We start from the raw sequence: 23,610 nt of genomic DNA on the forward strand, positions 1-23,610 counted from the left end.
ATGGACCAGCTCACCCCGCCTCCCGACCTCTACGGCCGCCCGCGCGCCGACGCCTTCATGCGCCGGCTCACGGCCTTCGGCGACCGCTACTCCCCGGCCCTCGGCGGCCCCCTGCTGCGGCGCAACCCCCGCCGCCCGTACAGCCGCCCCCTCCCGCCGCTCCAGCTGGTGGTCACCGCTCGGCGTGAACTCGCCGCCGACGTCGTCGAGTTGCAGCTCGCCGACCCCTCCGGCGGCCCGCTGCCGGCCTGGCAGCCCGGCGCCCACCTGCGCCTCGCCCTGCCCTCCGGCCGCGAGCGCCACTACTCCCTCAGCGGCGACCCGGCCGACCGCGTGGCCTACCGCATCGCCGTCCGGCGGCTGCCCGAGGGCGGCGGCGGGTCCGTCGAGGTCCACGACACCCTGTACCCCGGCGCCCGCCTCACCGCCCGCCGACCGCGCAACGGCTTCGCCTTCTGCGCCGAGCCCGCCGTCCTCCTGCTGGCCGGCGGCATCGGCATCACCCCGCTGCTCCCGATGGCCCGCGAGGCGCAGCGGCACGGCCTGGACTGGCGCCTGGTGCACGTCGGCCGCAGCGCCGACACCCTCCCGTACGCGGACGAGCTGCGCGCCCTCGACCCGCACCGGCTGGTGCTGCGCACCGACGACGAGCACGGCGGCGTGCCCACCGGCGCCGACCTGCTCGCCCACGCCCCGCGCGGCGCCGCCGTCTACTGCTGCGGCCCGGCCCCGATGCTCGCCGCCGTGCAGCGGGCCCTGGACGGATCCCAGGCCACCGCCCTGCACTTCGAGCGCTTCGGTGCCGCCCCGGTCACCGACGGCGCGCCCTTCGCCGTCCGCGTCGGCGCCGACGGCCCGACCCTCGACGTCCCCGCCGACCGGTCCGCCCTGGACGTGCTGCGCGAGGCCCGCCCGGACCTCCCGTACTCCTGCCACCAGGGCTTCTGCGGCACCTGCGAGGTCCGTGTGCTGGCCGGCGCGCCCGACCACCGGGACCGCCGCCTCACCCCCGAGCAGCGCGCCGACGGCGCCCTGCTGCCCTGTGTCTCCCGGGCCGCCGAGGGTGAGACCCTCGTGCTCGACCTCTAGAAGGAGCCCTTGCCATGGCGAAAGCGACCCCCGCCTTCCGCTACACCGAGCGCGACCTCGCCCGCTTCCGTGAGACCCAGCAACTCGCCTACCACTGTGCCGAGCAGGTCGCCGCCTGGATCGAGCCCGGCGTCACCGAGCGGCAGGCCACCGCCGAGCTGCGCCGCCGCCTGGTCGCCGCCGGGGTGCAGGACTTCTTCCACGTCCCCTTCGCCTGGTTCGGCGACCGTACGGCGTTCCGGCACTTCCACACCCCGCTGCAGTTCTTCGCCGGAAACCGGCGCCTCGAGGAGGGCATGCCGTACGTCCTGGACTGCGCCCCCGTCGTGGACGGCTACACCGCCGACATCGGCTACGGCGGCAAGGTGGGCGAGAACCGGGTCTGGGACAAGCTCGCCGCCGACCTCGAGGTCTACCGCGGGCTCATCCTCGCGGAGGTGCGGGCCCGCAAGCCCCTCGACGAGGTGTACGCGGCGGTGGACGCGCAGCTCGCCGCGCACGGCTACGACAACCGCCACCAGGTCTACCCGGGCCGGGTGATCGGCCACCAGGTCACCCGCACCGTCACCCGAGGACCGGCCGGGGTGAACGTCTTCGGCTTCGGCGTGCGCACCCTGCAGACCCTCGGCCGCGAGCTCATCTCCGAGCGGCTGCACGGCCGTTCACCGCTCTGGGCGGACGGCCGGTCGTCCCGGCACGCGCCCACCCCGGGCCTGTGGGCGGTCGAGCCGCACATCGGCTTCCGCGGTGTGGGTATCAAGTTCGAGGAACTGCTGGTGGTCACCGAGGACGACGCCTACTGGCTCGACGACGACCTGCCCCACGTCCGCCGCTGGAACACCGAGGCCACCACGGCCACCGAGGCCACCACCCTCGAGAAGACTGCCGAGCCGACCGCCCTGGAGGCCACCCGATGACGACCCCCACCCGCCGCCGGACCGTCCACTCCGGCGGCCTGCCGCTCGCCGTCTTCGAGCAGGGCGACCCGGACGCCCCCACCGTCCTCCTCGTCCACGGCTACCCCGACACCCACACCGTCTGGGACGACATCGCCGCCGACCTCGCCCGCGACCACCACGTGGTCCGCTACGACGTGCGCGGCGCCGGCGAGTCCGGCGTCCCGGAGGACCGCGACGGCTACCGGCTGGAGCGGCTGGCCGAAGACCTGTTCGCCGTCGCCGACGCGGTCAGCCCGGACCGCCCGGTCCACCTGGTCGCCCACGACTGGGGCTCGGTCCAGTCCTGGGAGGCCGTCACCGCGCCCGGCGCCGAGCACCGGATCGCCTCGTACACCACGATGTCCGGCCCCAGCCTGGACCACATGGGGTACTGGCTGCGCCACCGGCTGCGCCGCCCCACCCCCCGCCACCTGAAGCAGCTGCTCCACCAGGGCCTGCACTCCTGGTACATCACCGCCTTCCACCTGCCCTACCTCGCCCCCGGCGTCTGGCGCCTCGGCCTCGCCCGGGCCTGGCCGCGGGTGCTGCGCGACCTGGAGCACGTCACCCCGCGCGCCGGCCACCCGCAGCGCACCCTGCGCCGCGACGCGGTGCGCGGCATCGAGCTCTACCGGGCCAACTTCCGTCCCACCATGGGCCGTCCGCGTGAGCGGCCGACCGAGGTGCCGGTCCAGCTGATCACCCTTACCCGGGACCGCTACGTCGGCACCTACCTCTCCGAGGGCCTGGAGCGCTGGGTGCCCAAGCTGACCCGCAGGACGCTGCACGCCGGCCACTGGTCGGCACTGCTGGAGAAGGGAGCCACCGTGGCCGGCATGATCCGCCAGTTCACCGCCCGCCTCGAGGCCGGGCAGGCCGCGCAGGCCGCGCAGGCCGGGCAGGCGGACCAGGCCGGACAGGCCGGTCAGGCCCAACCCGCCCTGGACGACGGCCGCTTGGTGGTCGTCACCGGCGGCGGCAGCGGCATCGGTCGGGCCACCGCGCTGGCCTTCGCCGAGGAGGGCGCCCGGGTGGTGGTCTGCGACCTGGACCTCGCCGCCGCCGAGCGCACCGCCGAACTCGCCTCGCTGATCGGCCCGGCGGCGCACGCCTACCGGGTGGACGTCTCCGACGGCGCGGCGGTGGACGCCTTCGCGCGGGCCGTCGCCGCCGAGCACGGGGTGCCCGACGTGGTGGTCAACAACGCCGGAATCGGTCACTCCGGGACGTTCCTGCAGACCACCGAGAAGGAGTGGCAGCGCGTCCTGGACGTCAACCTCTGGGGCGTGATCCACGGTTGCCGCGCCTTCGGCACCCTGATGGCCGACCGCGGCCAGGGCGGCCACATCGTCAACATCTCCTCGGCCGCCGCCTACCTGCCCTCCAAGGCGCTCACCGCCTACGCCACCAGCAAGGCCGCGGTGTTCATGCTCTCCGACTGCCTGCGCGCCGAGTTCGTGGGCCACGGCATCGGGGTGTCCACCATCTGCCCGGGCATCGTCAACACCAACATCACCCGCACCTCCACCTTCTCCGCCACCACCGTCGCCGAACAGAGCGCCAAGCGGGCCCGCGCCGCCAAGCTCTACGCCCGCCGCGGCTTCCCCCCGGAGAAGGTCGCCACCGCCATCCTCGCCGCCGTCCGCACCGGCAAGCCCGTCGTCCCCGTCACCCCCGAGGCCAAGGCCGCCCGCTTCCTCTCCCGCCTCAGCCCCGGCCTCCTCCGCCTCGCCGCCCGGCTCAACGTCACCTGACCGCCTCCACGTCACCTGACCGGGGAACGTCGCCGGAACGGGCCAGGCGGCCGTCCATGGGCCTGTGAGAGCATCCAGGCCCATGGAGATGACAACCGCCCTGTGGTCCTTCGCCCTCGTCGTGGGGCTGCTCACGCTGACGCCGGGGCTCGACACCGCGCTGGTCCTGCGGACGTCCGCGTTGGGGCGGCGGCGGCAGGCGTGGGGGGTCGTGCTCGGGATCCAGACCGGGACGCTGATCTGGGGGACGCTGACCTCGGCCGGGGTGACGGCGCTGCTGACCGCCTCGCAGCTGGCGTACGAGGTGCTGCGCTGGGCGGGCGCCGCGTACCTGGTGTGGATGGGCATCGGGATGCTGCGCGACCGGGGTGCCCAGGCGGCCGAGGAGGAGCCGGAGGAGGGCGGGTTCGGGCACGGCTGGCGGCGGGGCACGCTGACCAATCTGCTGAACCCCAAGGTCGGGGTCTTCTACGTGGCCGTGCTGCCGCAGTTCATCCCGGCCGGCGTGCCGCACTTCGCCGCCGGCGTGGCGCTGACCTGCGTCCACGTCGTGGAGGGCCTGCTCTGGTCGACGATCCTGGTGGGCTTCGCCCGGGTGCTGCGCGGTTGGCTGCGCCGGCCGGCCGCGCGCAGGCTGATGGACCGGGTGACCGGTGTGGTGGTGGTGGGGTTCGGCGTCAGGCTGGTGCTGTCCGACTGATCAGGTCGCCCGCTCGGGGTCCGGTGAGTGGCACTCCGCCGAGGTCTTCGAGGCCTACCGCGTGGTGCGGTGAGGCGGTCACGCCGCGTGCGGTGAACCGCTTCCGGCCGGTTCCTCCGAAACGGCGGACACGTCGTGGTGGATCGGCCCGTCTCCGGTGCTCAGTGGCAGGCAGCTGCCGCCGCGGCCGTGGGCGATGATCTCGGCGGCGACGGAGACCGCGGTCTCCTCGGGGGTGCGCGAGCCGAGGTCGAGGCCGATGGGGGAGCGCAGCCGGGCGAGTTCGGTCTCGGTGAGCCCGGCGTCGCGCAGCTTGGCCTGGCGGTCCCGGTGGGTGCGGCGCGAGCCCATCGCGCCGACGTAGCCGACCGGCAGCCGCAGGGCGCGTTCCAGCAGGGGGATGTCGAACTTGGCGTCGTGGGTGAGCACGCAGAGCACGGTGCGTCCGTCGATCCGGCCGAGTTGGGAGTCCAGGTAGCGGTGCGGCCAGTCGACCACGACCTCGTCGGCCTCGGGGAAGCGGCGGGTGGTGGCGAAGACGGGCCGGGCGTCGCAGACGGTGACGCGGTAGCCGAGGAACTTGCCGATCCGTACGACCGCGGCCGCGAAGTCGATCGCCCCGAACACGAGCATCCGCGGCGCGGGCACGTAGGACTCGACGAAGCAGGTGACGGTGCCCTGCTCGTGTTCGTCGCAGGGGCGTCCGTCCAGGCCGAGGACGAGCCGGCCGGTGCGTCCGGCCTCCAGCATGGCCCGCGACTCGGCGATGATCGCCCGTTCCAGTCCGCCGACGGTGGACGGCTTCACGGAGAGTGCTCCGGTGGCGTCGTCGGCGGTGACGGCGAGGGTGGCGCCGAGGAGTCCGCCCGGCCCGGCGATGACCCGCACCAGTGCCACGGGCGTGCCGGCGGCGATGTGCGCGATTCCGGTGTCGAGCCCGGCGTCGGCCCCCGGCACGACCGGCTGGACGAACACGTCGAGGATCCCGCCGCAGGTCAACCCGACCGCGAAGGCGTCCTCGTCGCTGTACCCGAAGCGTTCCAGGACCGGCTCGCCGCTCTCGATCGCGGCCTGGCACAGCTCGTACACCGCGCCTTCGACGCAGCCGCCGGAGACGCTGCCGATCGCCTCGCCGTGCGCGTCGACGGCGAGCGCCGCGCCGGGGTCGCGGGGAGCGCTGCCGGAGACGCCGACCACGGTGGCCACGGCGAAGGCGCGCCCGGCCGCGTGCCAGGCCTGCAGCTGTTCGGCGATGTCCTGCATGGCGGAGGCTCCTTACACGGTTTCGACAGTAGCGGGGACGCCGCCGTACGGGAAACGATCCCGTACGGCGGCGGTGTCGCAGGGAGGGGGCGGTAGCGACCCCCCGGGTCCGGCTAGTGCACGCCGAGCCAGGACTTGATCGGCGTGAGCGCGAAGTACAGGACGAACACGCCGGTGAGGATCCACATCAGGACCCCGGGTTCGCGCCAGCGTCCGACCCCGGCCTTGATGACCGTGTACGAGATGACGCCGGCCGCGACGCCCGCGGTGATGCTGTACGTGAACGGCATCAGCGTGCAGGTGAGGAAGGCCGGGATGGCCACCTCGCGGTCGGACCAGTCGATGTGCCGGGCCTGGCTCATCATCATCGAGCCGATCACGACCAGGGCGGCGGAGGCCACCTCGACGGGGACGATGCCGGCGATCGGCGAGAAGAAGAGCATCAGGGCGAACATTGCGCCGGTGACGGCGGAGGCGAGCCCGGTCCGGGCGCCGTCGCCGACGCCGGTCGCCGATTCGACGAAGACGGTCTGCCCGGAGGCGCCCGCCAGGCCGCCGACCGCGCCGCCGGCGCCGTCGATGAACAGGGCCTTGGACAGCCCGGGCATCCGGCCCTGTTTGTCGGCGAGTCCGGCCTCGGTGCCGACGCCGATGATGGTGGCCATCGCGTCGAAGAAGCCGGCCAGCACCAGGGTGAACACCGCGACCGAGGCGCTGATCGCGCCCATGCCCTTGCCGCCGAAGGCGCCGAACAGGTCGACGTGGCCGAAGAGGCCGAAGTCGGGCGCGGAGACGGGACTGCCGGGCCACACCGGGACGGAGTTCTTCCAGGCGGTGGCGGGCACGTCCGCGACCTTGTTGACGATCACCGCGAGCACGGTGCCGCCGGCGATGCCGATCAGGATCGCGCCGCGGATGCCGCGGGCCATCAGCACGAAGATCGCCAGTAGCGTGAGGCAGAAGATCAGGACCGGCCAGCCGGCCAGCTCTCCGGTCGGGCCGAGCGACAGCGGGGTGGGGCCGCCGGTGTGCATGAACCCGGCCTTGTAGAGGCCGATCACGGTGACGAACAGGCCGATGCCGATGGTGATGGCGTGCTTGAGCGGCAGTGGGATGCCGTTCATGATCTTCTCGCGCAGCCCGGAGACCACCAGCAGCACGATCAGCAGGCCGTAGATCACGCACAGGCCCATGGCCTGCGCCCAGGTGGTGTGGGGGACGACCAGCGCGGAGACCGCGCCGGAGACCGAGAGGCCCGCGGCGAGGGCGAGCGGTACGTTGCCGACGACGCCCATCAGGATGGTGGTGACGGCCGCCGCCAGCGCGGTGGCGGTGGTCAGTGCCGCGTGGTCCAGCTTGACGCCGGTGACGTCCGCGCCGCTCAGGATGAGCGGGTTGAGCAGGATGATGTACGCCATCGCCATGAAGGTGGTGAGACCACCGCGCAGTTCGTTGGCGAGCGTCGAGCCCCGGGCCGAGATCTTGAAGTAGGCGTCCAGCGCGCTCTTCGGGCGTGGGTCCGGGGTCGACGGGTGGGTGTCGTCCTCGGTGGGTCTGTCTTCGGTGGTGCCGGGTTCCGTGGGGATCCTGGGCATGTCCACTCCCAAGTGTCAAAGGGGGTTGGGGTGGGCGAGCCGACCTGACTACCGGCACATGAGCGGCATAGGGGGACGTATCGACTCACTGTGGGGGCACTCGAAAGGGGGGAGTGCCCACGGTGCATTTGAGGGTGGTGGTGCGCACCGCTGCGCAACCCCGGCGAGGGCGGGGCAGCGGGTGTGGGGGTGGTGCCCCCGGGGCGGCGGGGAAGACTGTCGCCGCCCCGGGGAAGCGTGAACCGCCGGGGTCAGCCGGGCTGTTCGGTGGTCAGGTGCTCCGGCCGGACCGGGATCCGGGTGAGCGCGAGACCGGTGGCGTTGCGGATGGCGGCCACGATGGACGGCGTCGCCGAGACGGTCGGCGCCTCGCCGACCCCGCGCAGCCCGTACGGCGCGTTGGGGTCGGGAAGTTCGAGGATCTCCACCGGGATCGGCGGGGTGTCCAGGATGGTGGGGATCAGGTAGTCGGTGAAGGAGGCGTTGCGGACCTTGCCGTCCCGCACGATGATCTCCTCCATCACGGCGAGGCCGAGCGCCTGGGTGCAGCCGCCCTGGATCTGGCCGACCACGGAGAGCGGGTTGAGCGCCTTGCCGACGTCCTGGACGGCGGTGAGCTCGACCACCTTGACCAGGCCCAGCTCCACGTCCACGTCCACCACCGCGCGGTTGGCGCAGAAGGTGTACTGGACGTGGCCGAAGCCCTGGCCGGTCTCCTTGTCGAAGGCCTGGGTGGGCCGGTGGTGGTGCTCGCGGGTGAGGTCGATGGCCTCGTCGCCGAGCACGTCCACCATGGAGACCAGGACGCCGGCGCTCTCCGAGACGACCTTGCCGCCGGCCAGCGTGATGTCCTTGTGGGCCCAGCCGTAGCGCCGGCGGCCCTTCTCGATCAGCTCCCGCCGGACCGCCTCGGCGGCCAGCTTCACCGCGCCGCCGGTCATGTACGTCTGGCGCGAGGCCGAGGTCGAACCGGCCGATCCCACCTCGGTGTTGGCCGGGTGGATGGTGACCTGCTCGACGCCGAGCTCGGTGCGGGCGATCTGGGCGTGCACGGTGACGCCGCCCTGGCCGACCTCGGCCATCGCGGTGTGCACCATGGCGACCGGCTCGCCGCCGATCACCTCGAGCCTCACCCGGGCGGTGGAGTAGTCGTCGAAGCCCTCGGAGAAGCCGACGTTCTTGATGCCGACGGAGTAGCCGACGCCGCGTACGATCCCCTCGCCGTGCGAGGTGTTGGACAGCGCGCCCGGCAGCTGGCGCACGTCCAGGTGCTCGGTGTCCAGCGGCGGCGGCAGCGGCATCTCCTTGGCCCGGCGCAGCAGGTCGGCCACCGGCGCGGGCGAGTCGATCTGCTGGCCGGTGGGCATGAAGTCGCCCTCCGACATCGCGTTCAGCTGCCTCAACTCCACCGGGTCCATGCCCAGTTCGACCGCCAGCTTGTCCATCTGCGACTCGTAGCCGAACGCGGCCTGCACCGCGCCGAAGCCGCGCATCGCCCCGCAGGACGGGTTGTTGCTGTAGAGCGCGATGGCGTGCATCTTGACGTTCGGGATCACGTACGGGCCGTGCCCGAGCGAGGCCGCGTTGCCGACCACGGCCGGCGAGGCGGAGGCGTACGCGCCGCCGTCCAGCACGATCCGGCAGTCGGCGAAGACCAGCTTGCCGTCGCGGGTGGCACCGTGCTCGTAGTGCATCCGCGCCGGGTGGCGGTGCACGTGGCCGTAGAAGGACTCGTCCCGGGCGTAGACGATCTTGACCGGCTTGCCGGTGTGCTGGGCCAGCAGGCAGGCGTGGATCTGCATCGAGATGTCCTCGCGGCCGCCGAAGGCGCCGCCGACGCCGGCCAGCGTCAGCCGGACCTTCTCCTCGGGCAGGTCGAGCACCGGGGCCATCTGCTCGCGGTCCACGTGCAGCCACTGGGTGGCGATGTAGAGGTCGATGCCGCCGTCCTCGGCGGGCACCGCCAGGCCGGACTCGGGGCCGAGGAAGGCCTGGTCCTGCATGCCGACCTCGTAGTCGCCGCTGACGATGACGTCCGCCAGCGCCCGTACCTCGTCCGTCACGCCGAGGCCGGAGACCAGCTTCTGCTCGTGGCAGATGTTGCCGTAGGCGTGCGACTTGTACTCGTGCGGCTCGTGGACGTAGCCGTGCGTCTGCGGGTCGAGGCACTGCTCCTCGGTGACGATCGGGGTGAGCACCTCGTACTCGACCACGATCTTCTTCACCGCGCGGCGGGCGGTCTCCGGGTGGTCGGCGGCGACCAGCGCGATCGCCTCGCCGTGGTACCGGATCTTGTCGATGGCCAGGGCCGGCTGGTCCTTGATCTCCAGTCCGTAGTACTTGGCGCCGGGGATGTCCTCGTGGGTCAGCACCGCGTACACGCCGGGCACCTTGAGCGCCTCGGAGATGTCCACCGAGAGGATGTTGGCGCGGGGGTGCGGCGAGCGCAGCGCCATACCCCACAGCATGTCCTCGTGCCACATGTCCGACGAGTAGGCGAACTCGCCCTTGACCTTCAGGTTGCCGTCCGGGCGCAGCGGCGAGCCGCCGATGCCGTCCTTGGACGCCTGGTTGATGTTCTGCAGGTTCTTCTGGCCCTGGATCGTACGAGCGCTCATTCCGTCACGGCCTTTCCGGAGCACTTGCGGGCCGAGGCGAGCCGCACCGCGTCCATGATCTTCTCGTAGCCGGTGCAGCGGCACAGGTTGCCGGACAGGGCCTCGCGGATGTCGTTGTCGCTCGGCTGGGCGTCTCGCTCCAGCAGGGCGTCGGTCTGCACCAGCAGGCCGGGGGTGCAGAAGCCGCACTGGACGGCGCCGGCGTCGATGAACGCCTGCTGGACCAGGCCCAGTTCGCCGTTCTCCTCGCTCAGCCCCTCGACCGTGCGGACCTCGCGGTCCTGCACCTGGCCGGCCGCGACCAGGCAGGAGCAGACCGGGACGCCGTCCAGGTAGACCGTGCAGGAGCCGCACTCGCCCTGCTCGCAGGCGTTCTTCGAGCCCGGCAGGCCGACCCGCTCGCGCAGCACGTAGAGCAGGCTCTCGCCCTCCCACACGTCGTCGGCCTCGACCGGCTTGCCGTTGGCGGTGAAAGTGACCCTCATGCCGCACTCCTGATCTGCTTGCTGTAGTCGTTCCAACACCAGGTGAGGGTGCGGCGGGCCATCACGGCCAGGGAGTGGCGCCGGTAGTCGGCGGTGCCCCGGACGTCGTCGATCGGCGAGGCCGCGGCCTTCACCAGCTCGCCGAACCGCTGGATCACCTCGGCGCCCAGCAGGTCGCCGGACTCCCAGAGCCCGCGCTCGGCGAGCACGCCCTGCAGGTACTCCTCGGCCTCGACGGCGCGGCGCGGCGTGGGGGCAGCCGAACCGATCCCGGTGCCGACGGTCCCGTTCTTCGGGTGGAGGGCGAAGCCGAACGCGCAGACCGCGATCACCATGGCGTTGCGGGTGCCGATCTTCGAGAACTGCTGCGGGCCGTCCGCCACCGGGATGTGCACCGCCCGGATCAGCTCGTCGGCCGCCAGACTGTTGCGCTTCACGCCGAGGTAGAACTCGTCGATCGGGATCATCCGGGTGCCGCGCACCGAGGCCGCCTCCACGAACACGTCCCGCCCGGCCGCCAGCAGCGCGGGGTGCGCGTCACCGGCCGGGGAGGCCCCGCCGAGGTTGCCGCCGACCCCGCCGCGGTTGCGGATCTGCGGCGAGCCGACGGTGTGGGCCGCCAGGGCGAGCCCGGGCAGCGGCCCGGACAGCTCGTCGATGATCCGGGTGTACGGGACCGAGGCGCCGAGCTTGACGACGCTGCCGTCGTTGGACCATTCGGTGAGCTCGGTGATGCGGTTCAGGTCGAGAATCGCGGATGGCCGGTGCACGTCGAAGTTCATCTCGACCATGACGTCCGTACCACCCGAGATGGGCAGCGCGGTCGGGTACTCAGCCTTCGCCGCGAGTGCCTCGTCCCAGGTGGCGGGCCGAAGGAACTCCATGCGGGTGTCTCCTCAAGTCGTCGCCTGCCGGGTGTCCGGCGGCGTGTCGCCCAGTGAACTCCTGTGACGCGGCCCACTGGCAGTCACCGATGGCATGAAGCCCCGGCTGTGGTCCCGCCCGGCATCCTGTACGTTCCTCTAAGGAGCAGAATTTCGCAGCCCAGGTCTCCGCCGAGTGCTACCTACGACCGTAATCCGGCCGTGACGGACGGGCTACGGCCCCGTGATCCGAGCGCCCGCTGGTGCGTAACGCCGAGCACGGATGTTCGGGCACACTGTGACCCCCGGACCGAAGGACCGGTCACCCCCCCCACCCCTCCGTTTCCCCGATCCGGCCCCGCCCAGCCCCGATCCGGCCCCCCGATCCGGCCCCCGATCCCGTCCCCCAAGGAGTCCGCGGATGCGCGTTCGTGACCTGCTCGCCCCCGGCGCCCCGAGACTGCGCCTGCTCGCGGCCGAGGAAGAGCTGGACCGGCAGGTCAGCGGCGTGATGACCACGGACCTGCAGGACCCCGGCCGCTACCTCCACGGTGGCGAACTGGTGCTCACCGGCATGCTCTGGCGCACCGTCCCGGCCGACTCCGAGCGCTTCGTGCGGACCCTCGCGGCCGGCGGCGCGGTCGCCCTCGCGGCCGGCGAGGCCGAGGTCGGCCCGGTGCCCGCGGACCTGGTCGAGGCCTGCCGCCGGCACCGGATGCCGCTGCTGGCCGTCCCCGACGACATCGCCTTCGGCACCGTCACCGAGTTCATCGGCCGCCAGGTCTCCGCCGACCGCGCCGCCGACCTCGCCGCCCTCGTCGACCGGCACCGGCTGCTGGTCTCGGCGGCCGGCGGCGGCGGCCTGGACGCGGTGCTCGACCTGCTCGGCGGCGACCTCGACCTGGACTGCTGGGTGCTCGCCCCCACCGGTGCGGTGATCGCCGGCCCCGCCGACCGGCTCTCCGCCGAGGACCGCGACCAGCTGGTCCGCGCCCACCTCGCCGCCCAGCGCCAGCGCCGCCGCCCCCCGCACCGGGCCCGCCTGGCCGCCGGCTCCTACTCCCTGCTGCCCGCCGTGGCCTCCGCCGAGCAAGAGGTGTCGCTCGCCGACTGGATGCTCGCGGTGGCCGGCGACATCACCGAGTGGACCACCAAGCGCCAGCAGCTCGCCGAGAACCTGGCCCGCCTGGTCGCCGCCGAGCGCCACCGCCGCGACGAGGGCCGCCGGCTGCGCCGCCGCCTCGCCGACGAGGTGCTCGCCCTGCTGCGCCGCGACGCCGACCCGGCCGAGATCAGCCGCACCCTGTACGCCTCCTCGGCGATGGCCGCCCGCTACGAGCTCCCCGAGCCCAAGACCCGGGCCGAGGAAGGCTCCTGGCTGGTGATCAGCGCCGAGGGCACCGGCCTGCCCGAGGGCGCCGTCCGGGCCGTCCTGGAGGAGGCGCTCGGCGTCACCAGCGACCGCGCCCTGGTCGCCGGGACGGGCAATGGCGCCGTCGTGGTGCTGCCCGCCCTGGACAGCCCGGTGCCCGCCGACACCATGCGCGACCTGCTCGCCCCGCTGGAGGCCGGGCTCGGCTCCGAGGGCCGGATCACCCTCGGCGTCTCCGCCCCCGCCTCCGAGGCCGGCGGCCTGCGCGGCGCCCTGGAGGAGGCCCGGCACGCCCGCCGGATCGCCGCCTCCCGGGTCGGCCGGGTCTGCGTCGCGGGCCCCGAGGAACTCGCCTCGCACGTCCTGCTGCTGGCCGCCGTCCCGGACGAGGTCCGCCGCGCTTTCCGCAGCAGGCTGCTCGACAAGGTGATCGCGTACGACATCGAGCACCAGGCGGACCTGGTCCGCACCCTGGAGGCCTTCCTGCGCTCGGACGGCTCCTGGACCCGCTGCGCCGCGCAGCTGCACGTCCACGTGAACACCCTGCGCTACCGGATCGGCCGGATCGAGGAGCTGACCGGGCGTGACCTCTCCCGGCTGGAGGACCGGGTGGACTTCTACCTGGCGCTCGAACTGGCCTGACGGGTCGTTCGGCCGGCGGGCTCCGGCACGGGGGCTTCGACGTACGGTGGCACACGGCCTCAGGCAAACGGAAGGGCCCGCCGCGACGTGATCGCGGCGGGCCCTCGTCGTACCGGGGTACCCGGGTCGGCTACTGCGCCGGGATGATCGAGGTCAGCCACTGGAAGGCGCTCGGGACCGCCTTCTTCCACTGCTCGGTGGTGTGCGGGCCGGTGCCCTCCTCGACCTGGACGGTGGTCGGGGCCTTGGCGGCGGCGCGGATGGCCTCGCCGTCCTCGTAGCCGTCGCCCTTCGAGCCGCTGACGAGCATGGCGACCTTCGGCGGCTGCGGGGCGGACTTCAGGATGGTGACCGGGTTGTTGGCCTCGCGCAGCTTGGGGTCCTTGCCGACCAGCGAGTCCTTCTCGTTCGCGGGGTCGTTGTAGCCGGACATCGCGATGGCGGCCCGGTACCGGTTGGGGTGGGCCAGCGACAGCTTGGCCGCGCAGTGCGCGCCGGCCGAGTAGCCGGCGATCGCCCAGCGGTCGGCGGACGGGTCGGCGCGGAAGTTGTCCAGCACCATCTGCGGGACGTCCCGGGTGATCCAGGCGTCGGCGTTGACCTTCCCGGGGATGTCGGTGCAGCCGGCGTCCTGGTTGCTGCCGAGCAGCAGGGTGCGCGGCGAGACCAGGATGAACGGGGCGACCTTGCCCTGCTGCATCAGCGGCTTGAGCTGCTCGGAGACCTTGAGCGTGCCGTACCAGGTGGAGGAGGAGCCCGGGAAGCCCGGGATCAGCTCGACCACGGGGAACTTCTTGTCCTTGTACGCCGGCTCGTTGTACTGCGGCGGCAGCCAGACCAGCACCTCGCCGTCGACGCCGGAGACCTGGCCCTTGAGCTCGGTCTTCTGCACGTCGTTGGGGACCGCCGGGTCGTTCACGCCGCCGAAGCTCTGCTTGACCTTCGGCGCCTCCTTGGCGGCGTCACCGCCCGGGTTGCCGGCCCCGTCCGCCGGGGGCACCGGGGGCACCGCGCGGACGTGGTTGCCGGTGCCGAGCAGGTCGTCCCAGTTGCCGTAGATCAGGTTGGCGTTGTTGACCATCACGAAGACCATCAGGACGGCCGTGATCTGGCAGAACATGATCATGACGATCCGGGTGAGGGTCTTCACCGGCTGAGGGCCGCCGACCTTCCCCCAGAACAGCAACGCCACTGTGATGGACACCGGCACAAGGATGACGGTGAGGATGAAGAATGGCGTACCTGTCAGTTCCATCAAGTTCTCGTATCCGGGTCGCTCGCCGCCCGGGTCCCATTCGCCCGAACGCACGTCAATGGCATCAGACGGCCGATAACCGGTGATCGGTTGCCGTCCGAATCTGTGCGGAACCTGAGAGGAACATCACGTTCTCGTGATGATCCCCCTTCGGATCGGCGCCCAGTCTGTCACTCGGACGGAGGTCGTCCGGGCCAGATGTTCAGCGAACTTCCAGGAAAGGTCCCCCGCGGCACCTTACCTCCCGGGGCGTTCGCGCCGCCGGGCGAGGCGGTGCGAATGCGCGAGACCCCGCCAGGGAGACTATGGGGATGAGCATCACCCGCTTTCGCCCGTCCCGACGCCTCTGGCCCGTGTGCGCCGTCCTGGCCCTCGCGGTCACCGCGGCCGGATGCAGCAGTACCGGAGGCAGACGCGCCGAGGAGGCCCGCGCCAAGGCCGCGACCGCGGCCGGCAGTGCCGTCACCACCCCGCGCTGGAAGGTCGCCATGGTGACCCACTCCGGCCCCGGCGACGCCTTCTGGGACACCGTGCGCAAGGGCGCCGAGCAGGCCGCGGCCAAGGACAACATCACCTTCCTGTACTCGAACGACGCGCAGACCCAGAACCAGGTCCAGCTCGTCCAGGCCGCCATCGACCAGAAGGTCGACGGCCTGCTGGTCACGCTCGCCAAGGGCGACGCCATGGCCGACGTCCTCGCCAAGGCCAAGGCGGCGGGCATCCCCGTGATCACCGTCAACTCCGGCCAGGACTACTCGCAGAAGTTCGGCGCGCTCACCCACATCGGCCAGGACGAGTCCACCGCCGGCCAGGCGGCCGGTACCGAGCTGGCCGGCCGCGGCCGCAAGAACGTGCTCTGCGTCATCCACGAGCAGGGCAACGTCGGCCAGGAGCAGCGCTGCTCCGGCGCCCAGTCCAAGGCCGGCGGGTCCTTCCAGGTGCTCTACGTCAACGGCGTCGACATGCCCGACGCCCGCGCCGCGATCTCCGCCAAGCTCCAGGCCGACCCGGCCATCGACACCGTGCTCACCCTCTCCGGCTCGATGGCCGCCACCGGGCTGCAGGCCATCCAGGACACCCACCGCCCGGCGGAGCTGGACACCTTCGACCTCGGCCCGCAGGTGGTGGCCGGGCTCAAGTCCGGCAGTGTCGGCTTCGCCGTCGACCAGCAGCCCTACCTCCAGGGCTACGAGGGCGTCGACCTGCTCTGGCTCTACAAGTCCAACCTGGACATGCTCGGCGGCGGCAAGCCGGTCGAGACCGGCCCGCAGATCCTGACCAAGGACAACGCCGACGCGCTCGCCGAGTACGTGGCGAGGGGGACCCGGTGAGCTCGGACCTCCTCGCCCAGGACGGCCTCGTCCAGGACCGTCCGGCGGCCCTGCGGCGGCTCCTCGCCCGCCCGGAGCTGGGTTCGCTGATCGCCGCCGTCGCGGTCTTCGTGGTCTTCGCCGCCGTCGCCGAGCCCTTCCTGCGGCTCTCCTCGCTGGGCACCGTGCTCTACGCGGCGTCCACCATCGGGATCATGGCGGTGCCGGTCTCGCTGCTGATGATCGGCGGCGAGTTCGACCTCTCGGCCGGTGTGATGGTCACCACCGCCGCGCTGACCTCCTCGATGGTCTCCTACCAGTTCACCGCGGTGACCTGGGTCGGTGTGCTGGTCTCGCTCGCGACCACGCTGGCCATCGGCTGGTTCAACGGCTGGATGCTCGGCCGCACCAAGCTGCCCAGCTTCATCGTCACCCTCGGCACGTTCCTGATGCTGACCGGCGCCAACCTGGGCGTCACCAAGGCGATCTCCGGCACCGTCTCCACCAAGTCGATCGCCGACATGGAGGGCTTCGAGACCTGCCGCCGACTGTTCGCCTCCGAGGTCACGGTCGGCGGGCTGACGATCAAGGCGACCGTCTGGTGGTGGCTCGGCCTGCTGGTGGTGGGCAGCTGGGTGCTGCTGCGCACCCGCTTCGGCAACTGGATCTTCGCCGTCGGCGGTGACGCGGAAGCCGCCCGCGCCGTCGGCGTGCCGGTCGCCCGGACCAAGACCCTCCTCTACCTGGGCGTCGGCTTCGGCGCCTGGGTGCTCGGCCAGCACCTGCTGTTCTCCTTCGACACCGTGCAGTCCGGCGAGGGCGTCGGCAACGAGCTGATCTACATCGTCGCGGCCGTCATCGGCGGCTGCCTGATCACCGGCGGCTACGGCTCGGTGGTCGGCTCCGCGCTCGGCGCGCTGATCTTCGGCATGGCCAGCAAGGGCATCATCTACGCCCAGTGGAACCCGGACTGGTTCAAGTTCTTCCTCGGCGCGATGCTGCTGCTGGCCGCGCTGCTGAACGCCTACGTCAAGCACCGGGCCGAGCGGGGGCCGCGATGAGCACCGGGGATTCGATGAGCGAGGTTCCGATGAGCGAGGTTCCGATGAACGAGGAACTCCTCTCCCTCGAGGGCGTCGGCAAGAGCTACGGCACCGTCCGGGCCCTCCAGGACGTCTCGCTGACCCTGCGGGCCGGCGAGATCAGCTGCGTGCTCGGCGACAACGGCGCCGGCAAGTCCACCCTGATCAAGATCATCTCGGGGCTGCACCGGCACGACGAGGGCAGCTACACCGTCGGCGGCGAGGAGGTCCGCCTGGACTCCCCGCGCCAGGCCCTGGACCGCGGCATCGCCACCGTCTACCAGGACCTCGCCGTCGTCCCGCTGATGCCGGTCTGGCGCAACTTCTTCCTCGGCTCCGAACAGGGCATGCGCCGCTGGGGCGGCCTGCGGCTGGACGCCGAGAGCATGCGTGCCACCACCCGCGAGGCGCTCGCCAGGATGGGCATCGACCTGCACGACGTCGACCGGCCCATCGGCACCCTGTCCGGCGGCCAGCGCCAGTGCGTGGCGATCGCCCGCGCGGTGCACTTCGGCGCCAAGGCACTGATCCTGGACGAGCCCACCGCAGCGCTCGGTGTCAAGCAGTCCGGGGTGGTGCTCAAGTACGTCACCGCCGCCCGCGACGCCGGACTCGGAGTCGTGCTCATCACCCACAACCCGCACCACGCGTACCTGGTCGGCGACCACTTCACCCTGCTCAAGCGCGGCCGGATGGCGGGCAGCCACCCGCGCGCCGAGATCAGCCTGGAACAGCTCACCACCGAGATGGCCGGCGGCTCCGACCTCGCCGAGCTGTCACACGAGCTGGCCCGTCCCTCCGCACCCGTCTCCCGTGAGGAGCCCCCGCAGTCGTGACCAGCCCTCAAGGCAGCAGCCGGCCGCCCGTCCTGCCCACCCTGCTCGGCCTCGGCCCGCGCGCCGAACGCCGCCGCCGCGCCCTGCCCGCGGGGATACTGCGACTGCCCACCATCGGCGTCGACATCGGCGGCACCAAGGTGGTCGCCGGGGTGGTCGACGGCGAGGGCAAGGTGCTGGAGAAGCTGCGCACCGACACACCGGACAAGAGCAAGAGTCCGAAGGTGGTCGAGGACGTCATCGTCGAGCTGGTGCTGCAGCTCGCCGACCGGCACGACGTCCACGCGGTCGGCATCGGCGCGGCCGGCTGGGTCGACGCCGACCGCTCCCGGGTGCTGTTCGCCCCGCACCTCAACTGGCGCAACGAGCCGCTCCGGGAGGTGCTCAGTGCGCGGCTGCGCTTCCCGGTGATCGTGGAGAACGACGCCAACGCGGCCGCCTGGGCCGAGTGGCGCTTCGGCGCCGGGCGCGGCGAGGACCACATGGTGATGCTCACCCTGGGCACCGGCATCGGCGGCGCCGTGGTGCGCGACGGCTACGTCGACCGCGGCAAGTACGGGCTGGCGGGCGAGTTCGGGCACATGCAGGTCCTGCCCGGCGGCCACCGCTGCCCGTGCGGCAACCGCGGCTGCTGGGAGCAGTACTCCTCCGGCAACGCGCTGGTGCGCGACGCGCGTGAGCTGGTCGCCGAGGAATCCCCGGTCGTGCAGCCGCTGCTGGCCCGGGCGGGCGGGACGGTCGAGGGCATCACCGGCCCGCTGGTCACCGAGGCCGCGCAGGAGGGCGACCCGATCGCCATCGAGCTGCTGTACGAGGTCGGCACCTGGCTGGGCGTCGGCATCGCCAACCTGGCCGCAGGGCTGGACCCGGGCCGCTTCGTCATCGGCGGCGGCGTCTCCGAGGCCGGCGACCTGCTGCTCGGCCCGGCCCGCGACACCTTCCGCCGCACCCTCACTGGCCGCGGCTTCCGGCCCGAGGCCGCCATCGTGCACGCCGCCCTCGGCAACGACGCCGGCCTGGTCGGCGCAGCCGACCTCGCCCGCCAGGTCGCCCGGCGCTTCCGCACCATCAAGCGGCGCCGGGTGGAGCGCACCGCGCTGTAAGGGGGGCACGGCTTTCAGCCGACAGAGTTCAGCGAACAGATTTCGTCATCTGTCTTCTGAACTCTGTCGGCTGTCGGCTGTCGCTTGGCAGTTGTTCGCTCTGCGGTGTCAGCCCGCGGCCTTCCAGCGGTCGCGGCCGTCGCTGCCGGCGCCGCAGACCATCGGCGTGCCCTTGCTGGTGACGCCGGTGGCGCCGGCCGGGGAACAGAACGAGCCCGGGTGCACGGTTCCGGCGCTGCCGCCCGTGCCGGATCCGCCGCTGCTCGAGGAACCGCCACCGCTGCTGCTGCCGCCGCCGGTGGCCGACCCCCCGCCGGTCGAGGTGCCGCCGGTGGTGGAGGACCCGCCGTCGGCCGGTCGGGTTGCGGCAGGCGGGTCGGACTTCGGGGGCTTCGGGGCAGGGGCGGCGGTCCCGGGCTGCTGGACGGTGGCGGCGGGCGTGGGAGCCGGGGGCTCGGGCGTGGGTGTCGGGGCGGCGGACGGCGTCTCCGTGGGCGTCGGCGTCGGGGTGGCCGGGGGCGAGGCCGTGGTGGGGGTCGGTTCGGCCGTCGCCGTCGCCGTTGCGGTGGCCGCGGCCGGGGCGGGGGTGTGCGAAGCGGGCTTGGGGTCGGTCAAGGCGCCGATCCAGGCCAGGCAGCAGACCGCGGCCACCGCGGTGCTGAGGAGTTTCTTCCAGAGCGCCCTCGGCCGGCTCCACGCGATCAGGAACGCCGCGAACGGGAAGACGAGGAAGCTGGCGATGTGCACGCCGCGCCGCTGCCACCAGGGGCGTCGGGCGGGGGCGGCGACAGGGTGCGGGGATGCCGGGGCCGGATACACGGAGGGGGCTGGTCCTTTTTGTGAGGAAGTCGTGAGGCTCCCGCGCAACCTATCCGTCGCATGAACGACTGTTCATCTCATCGACCACGATCGCATCCGGAATGTGACCTGCCGAAAGGCCGGAAGCCGGATCCTTCTCCGCTGCCCCGTCAACTACCCGCCGGTAGCAGCATGGTGTGGTTGTCGGATCATCCCCGCCTGTGGAACAACTGAGTTGACGTCGACTCAGGAGGGCTCGGATGAGGGTTCTGACCCGTCTGGCACCACCACTGCTGCTCAGCACCGCACTGATCTGGTCCACCGCGCTGCCGGCCGGGGCCGCGGCCCCGCCACCGAAGGCGCCCGAGGCGGTGGGCTGGGGCGGAGCGGTGGCCACCGTCGACGCGGACGCCACCGCCGCCGGGATCGAGGTACTGCGCAAGGGCGGCAACGCCGTGGACGCGGCGGTCGCCGCCGCGGCGGCCCTCGGGGTCACCGAGCCGTACTCCTCCGGCATCGGCGGCGGCGGGTACTTCGTCTACTACGACCACGCCACCGGTCGGGTGCACACCATCGACGGCCGCGAGACCGCCGCCCGCGGCGCCGACGCCGGGCTGTTCCTGGAGGACGGCAAACCGCTGCCCTTCGCCGACGCCGTCACCAGCGGCCTCTCCGTGGGCGTCCCCGGCACCCCGGCCACCTGGGACGCCGCACTCCGCCAGTGGGGCACCCGCTCGCTCGCCCAGACCCTCGAACCCGCCGAGCGGATCGCCGACAGCGGCTTCGTCGTGGACGACACCTTCCGCAGCCAGACCGCCGACAACCAGGCCAGGTTCAAGGACTTCCCGGCCACCGCCAAGCTGTACCTGCCCGGCGGCAAGCCCCCCGAGGTCGGCAGCGTCCTGCGCAACCCGGACCTCGCCGCGACCTACCGGCTGCTCGCCAAGGACGGCGTGAAGGCCTTCTACCGGGGCACGTTGGCCGAGGACATCGTCAACACCCTGCAGCACCCGCCGGTCGACCCGGCCTCCGGCCGCAACGCCCGCCCCGGCAGCGTCGACACCGCCGACCTCGCCGCCTACCGGGTCCGCGACCAGGCGCCCACGCACGTCGCCCACGGCGCCTACGACGTCTACTCGATGGCCCCCTCCAGCTCCGGCGGCACCACCGTCGGCGAGGCGCTCAACATCCTGGAGGACGGCGGCGACGTCTCCGCCTACAGCAGCACGCAGTACTACCACCACTTCCTGGAGGCCTCCCGGATCTCCTTCGCCGACCGCAACCGCTGGGTCGGCGACCCGGCCGCCGTCGACGTGCCCACCAAGCAACTGCTCTCCGAGCGCTACGCCGCCTCCCGGGCCTGCCTGATCAGCCCCGACCACGCGCTCACCAGCCCGCTCGCCTCCGGCGACCCGCGCCACCCGGCGGACTGCGCCGACACCGGCCAGGCCGTCGCCGAGCCGTACGAGGGCCCCAACACCACCCACCTGACGGTCGCCGACCGCTGGGGCAACATCGTCTCCTACACGCTCACCATCGAGCAGACCGGCGGCAGCGGAATCACCGTTCCCGGCCGGGGCTTCCTGCTCAACAACGAGCTGACCGACTTCGACTTCGCCCCGCTCGCCCCCGGCGTTCCCGACCCCAACCTGCCAGGCCCGGGCAAGCGGCCGCGCTCCTCGATGTCCCCGACCGTCGTGCTGCGCGACGGCGAGCCCTTCCTCGCCACCGGCAGCCCCGGTGGCGCGACCATCATCACCACCACGCTGCAGGTGCTGCTCGGACGGCTGGACCGCGGCCTGAGCCTGGAACAGGCGATCGCCGCGCCGCGCGCCAGTCAGCGCAACACCGCCGCGACCCAGGCCGAGCCCGCCTTCCTGGCACTGCCCGAGCGGGCCGAGTTGGAGGCACTCGGACACGCCTTCACCGGTGTGGCCGAGATCGGCGCCGCCACCGGCGTGGAACGGCTGCCGGACGGACGCTGGGTGGCCGCCGCCGAACCCGTGCGGCGCGGCGGCGGCGCGGCGGCGGTGGTCCGGTCCGCACGCTGACCCGGTCGGCGCCCGTGTGCTGACCGGGTCGGCGCCCGTGTGCTGAGCCGTCCGGATTGTCAGTGGCGGGCGGTATGTTCGGGGTGGGCCTCCCTCACGAGGGTCGGCCCGCCCCGTCCGTACCTCCGCCAGTACCTCCGTCCGTACCGAACCACCGGGAAGGCCGCCCGCCGTGACCGTCCGCATCGCCACCTGGAACATCAACTCCGTCACCGCGCGGCTGCCCAAGCTCCTGGAGTGGCTGGAGAGCGCCAAGCCCGACGTGCTCTGCCTCCAGGAGCTCAAGTGCGCGGCCGACGCCTTCCCGTACGACGAGGTCCGCGAGCTCGGCTACGAGACGGCCGCGCACGGCACCGGCCGGTGGAACGGCGTCGCCATCGTCTCCCGGCTCGGCCTGGAGGACGTCGTGCGCGACCTGCCCGGCCAGCCCGGCTACCTCGCCGACGGCGCCCTGCTGCCCGATGTCGAGCCGCGCGCCATCGCCGCCACCTGCGGCCCGGTCCGCGTCTGGTCGGTCTACGTGCCCAACGGCCGCGAGGTCGGCCACGCGCACTACCACTACAAGCTGGAGTGGCTGGAGGCGCTGCGCAAGGCCTCCGTCGAGGACGCCGCCGGCCCCCGTCCGTTCGCCGTCCTCGGCGACTTCAACATCGCCCCGGCCGACGAGGACGTCTTCGACGTCGCCGCCTTCGAGGGCCTCACCCACGTCACCCCGGTCGAGCGCGCCGCGCTGGAGGCCCTCGGCGAGATCGGCCTGCAGGACGTGGTGCCGCGCCCGCTGAAGTACGACCACCCCTACACCTACTGGGACTACCGCCAGCTGGCCTTCCCCAAGAACCGGGGCATGCGGATCGACCTCACCTACGCCAACAAGGCCTTCGCCGACGCCGTCACCGACAGCTACGTCGACCGCGAGGCCCGCAAGGGCAAGGGCACCTCGGACCACGCGCCGGTCGTGGTGGACCTCGACCTGTGAGCCGCGCGGATGAGTCAGCCGGCTGAGTGGCACCGGATGAGTCAGCCGCCGAGCCGTGCCCGGGGGCCCGTCGCCGGTGACCCCGGGTAGGCGGGCCGTAACCCGAACGGTCCTGAGCGCTGGCTGATCGCGGGGCGCGTGCCTACCGTCGGTGAATGACCGGGTGCAGTTGATCGACTACGTGGACATGGGAGTCCCCGGCTGCGCCCGAGAATCCCGGAGGTTCCGGCATGCGCCCCTTGCGTACGGCCGCCGCCGCCCTGATCGGCGCGACGGCGCTGACCGGCCTGACGGCCCCCCTCGCTTCCGCCAGGGACGGCGCGGCCTCGGTCAGCCCGTCCCAGGCCGCACCGGGCCAGACCGTGACGGTCACGGTCTCCTGCGAGAAGTCGGACAAGCCCGACGCCAAGACCATCACCGCCCGCTCCGCCGCCTTCGAGGGCGGCCCGGCGACCCTCACCCTGGGCTCCGACGGCAAGCACACCGGCTCCGCCCGGCTGGCCTCCCAGCACTCCGGGGACAGCAAGGTCGACGGCACCTGCCCGGACGGCGGCGCCTTCTCCACCACCGTGACGGTCACCACCGTCGCCGCCACCACCACTCCCGACAAGAGCCTCGGCGACTGGGGCAAGGCGGCGGGGGAGTGGGCCGGCTCGCTCGGGCAGTCCGGCGCCGGCAGCCAGCAGGTCGCCCCGCACGGTGCCGTGCAGACCGGCCTCGGCGGCTCGGTCGTGGAGGACCCGGCGGAGCTGGCCGGCGGTCTCGCGCTGGTCGCGGGAGGTGTCGGCGGCTTCTGGCTGCTTCGGAGGCGCGGTGCCTGACGGCCCTCACCCCCTTCGCGCCGCAGCGCCGCGCCGCCGGACCCTGACGGGTCCGGCGG

At 72.6% G+C, this 23,610-nt stretch carries 19 protein-coding genes; 12 read left to right on the top strand and 7 right to left on the bottom strand.

Translation table 11 applies throughout. The features are described from left to right. The 4 genes from ACZ52J_RS17580 to ACZ52J_RS17595 all read left to right on the top strand — a co-directional run bounded on the left by ACZ52J_RS17580 (nt 1) and on the right by ACZ52J_RS17595 (nt 4,481). On the top strand, nt 1–1,089 hold the full coding sequence (locus ACZ52J_RS17580) for a PDR/VanB family oxidoreductase (RefSeq protein ID WP_465619764.1): 1,089 nt from the start codon (nt 1–3) through the stop codon (nt 1,087–1,089). 14 nt (nt 1,090–1,103) lie between these two features. Continuing rightward, nucleotides 1,104–2,006 (top strand): M24 family metallopeptidase, encoded by a 903-nt coding sequence (locus tag ACZ52J_RS17585; RefSeq protein ID WP_465619766.1) that lies wholly within the window; start codon nt 1,104–1,106, stop codon nt 2,004–2,006. Then, a complete protein-coding gene (locus ACZ52J_RS17590; protein ID WP_465619768.1) occupies nt 2,003–3,781 on the top strand; it encodes an SDR family oxidoreductase in 1,779 nt (592 codons plus the stop codon). The genes ACZ52J_RS17585 and ACZ52J_RS17590 overlap by 4 nt, the downstream gene beginning before the upstream one ends. Before the next feature lie 82 nt (nt 3,782–3,863). Then, nucleotides 3,864–4,481 carry a LysE family translocator gene (locus ACZ52J_RS17595; RefSeq protein WP_465619770.1) on the top strand — a complete coding sequence of 206 codons (618 nt, stop codon included), beginning with the start codon at nt 3,864–3,866 and terminating at the stop codon, nt 4,479–4,481. Nucleotides 4,482–4,559: 78 nt separating this feature from the next. Here ACZ52J_RS17595 and ACZ52J_RS17600 read toward each other — a convergent pair whose 3' ends face one another. From ACZ52J_RS17600 to ACZ52J_RS17620, 5 genes are all read right to left on the bottom strand, one after another. Beyond that, nucleotides 4,560–5,744 (bottom strand): XdhC family protein, encoded by a 1,185-nt coding sequence (locus tag ACZ52J_RS17600; RefSeq protein ID WP_465619772.1) that lies wholly within the window; start codon nt 5,742–5,744, stop codon nt 4,560–4,562. 113 nt (nt 5,745–5,857) lie between these two features. Beyond that, on the bottom strand, nt 5,858–7,339 hold the full coding sequence (locus ACZ52J_RS17605; RefSeq protein WP_465619774.1) for an NCS2 family permease: 1,482 nt from the start codon (nt 7,337–7,339) through the stop codon (nt 5,858–5,860). A 251-nt stretch (nt 7,340–7,590) separates the two neighbouring features. Then, nucleotides 7,591–9,957 (bottom strand): xanthine dehydrogenase subunit D, encoded by a 2,367-nt coding sequence (gene pucD / locus ACZ52J_RS17610; RefSeq protein ID WP_360489979.1) that lies wholly within the window; start codon nt 9,955–9,957, stop codon nt 7,591–7,593. Next, nucleotides 9,954–10,442, bottom strand: a complete 489-nt coding sequence (locus tag ACZ52J_RS17615; RefSeq protein ID WP_360489977.1) for a (2Fe-2S)-binding protein — start codon at nt 10,440–10,442, stop codon at nt 9,954–9,956. The genes pucD and ACZ52J_RS17615 overlap by 4 nt, the downstream gene beginning before the upstream one ends. Further along, complete coding sequence (locus tag ACZ52J_RS17620) at nt 10,439–11,326, bottom strand: FAD binding domain-containing protein (RefSeq protein ID WP_465619777.1); 888 nt, start codon at nt 11,324–11,326, stop codon at nt 10,439–10,441. The genes ACZ52J_RS17615 and ACZ52J_RS17620 overlap by 4 nt, the downstream gene beginning before the upstream one ends. 400 nt (nt 11,327–11,726) lie before the next feature. Between ACZ52J_RS17620 and ACZ52J_RS17625 the strand changes: the two genes are divergently transcribed. Further along, the gene (locus ACZ52J_RS17625; protein ID WP_465619779.1) at nt 11,727–13,319 is read left to right on the top strand and encodes a PucR family transcriptional regulator; all 1,593 of its coding nucleotides are present in this window, start codon (nt 11,727–11,729) and stop codon (nt 13,317–13,319) included. Nucleotides 13,320–13,449: 130 nt separating this feature from the next. Here ACZ52J_RS17625 and ACZ52J_RS17630 read toward each other — a convergent pair whose 3' ends face one another. Continuing rightward, nucleotides 13,450–14,523 (bottom strand): alpha/beta hydrolase, encoded by a 1,074-nt coding sequence (locus tag ACZ52J_RS17630; RefSeq protein ID WP_465619781.1) that lies wholly within the window; start codon nt 14,521–14,523, stop codon nt 13,450–13,452. A gap of 356 nt (nt 14,524–14,879) precedes the next feature. On the opposite strand from ACZ52J_RS17630, the gene ACZ52J_RS17635 reads away from it, so the two are divergent. From ACZ52J_RS17635 to ACZ52J_RS17650, 4 genes are read left to right on the top strand one after another with little or no spacing between them, the layout of a single operon-like run. Beyond that, a complete protein-coding gene (locus tag ACZ52J_RS17635) occupies nt 14,880–15,905 on the top strand; it encodes a sugar ABC transporter substrate-binding protein (protein ID WP_465619783.1) in 1,026 nt (341 codons plus the stop codon). Beyond that, the gene (locus ACZ52J_RS17640; protein WP_360489967.1) at nt 15,902–16,945 is read left to right on the top strand and encodes an ABC transporter permease; all 1,044 of its coding nucleotides are present in this window, start codon (nt 15,902–15,904) and stop codon (nt 16,943–16,945) included. The genes ACZ52J_RS17635 and ACZ52J_RS17640 overlap by 4 nt, the downstream gene beginning before the upstream one ends. A 29-nt stretch (nt 16,946–16,974) precedes the next feature. Next, on the top strand, nt 16,975–17,802 hold the full coding sequence (locus ACZ52J_RS17645; protein WP_465619786.1) for an ATP-binding cassette domain-containing protein: 828 nt from the start codon (nt 16,975–16,977) through the stop codon (nt 17,800–17,802). Beyond that, the gene (locus tag ACZ52J_RS17650) at nt 17,799–18,905 is read left to right on the top strand and encodes an ROK family glucokinase (RefSeq protein WP_360489963.1); all 1,107 of its coding nucleotides are present in this window, start codon (nt 17,799–17,801) and stop codon (nt 18,903–18,905) included. The genes ACZ52J_RS17645 and ACZ52J_RS17650 overlap by 4 nt, the downstream gene beginning before the upstream one ends. Before the next feature lie 108 nt (nt 18,906–19,013). Here ACZ52J_RS17650 and ACZ52J_RS17655 read toward each other — a convergent pair whose 3' ends face one another. After that, nucleotides 19,014–19,652, bottom strand: a complete 639-nt coding sequence (locus ACZ52J_RS17655) for a hypothetical protein (RefSeq protein ID WP_465619788.1) — start codon at nt 19,650–19,652, stop codon at nt 19,014–19,016. 311 nt (nt 19,653–19,963) lie between these two features. Between ACZ52J_RS17655 and ggt the strand changes: the two genes are divergently transcribed. The 3 genes from ggt to ACZ52J_RS17670 all read left to right on the top strand — a co-directional run bounded on the left by ggt (nt 19,964) and on the right by ACZ52J_RS17670 (nt 23,551). Next, nucleotides 19,964–21,754 (top strand): gamma-glutamyltransferase, encoded by a 1,791-nt coding sequence (gene ggt / locus ACZ52J_RS17660; RefSeq protein ID WP_465619790.1) that lies wholly within the window; start codon nt 19,964–19,966, stop codon nt 21,752–21,754. A gap of 172 nt (nt 21,755–21,926) precedes the next feature. Beyond that, on the top strand, nt 21,927–22,730 hold the full coding sequence (locus tag ACZ52J_RS17665; protein WP_360489957.1) for an exodeoxyribonuclease III: 804 nt from the start codon (nt 21,927–21,929) through the stop codon (nt 22,728–22,730). 230 nt (nt 22,731–22,960) lie between these two features. Next, a complete protein-coding gene (locus ACZ52J_RS17670; RefSeq protein ID WP_465619792.1) occupies nt 22,961–23,551 on the top strand; it encodes a hypothetical protein in 591 nt (196 codons plus the stop codon). Nucleotides 23,552–23,610 lie beyond the last annotated feature (59 nt).

Source organism: Kitasatospora sp. NPDC034035, assembly GCF_055575755.1.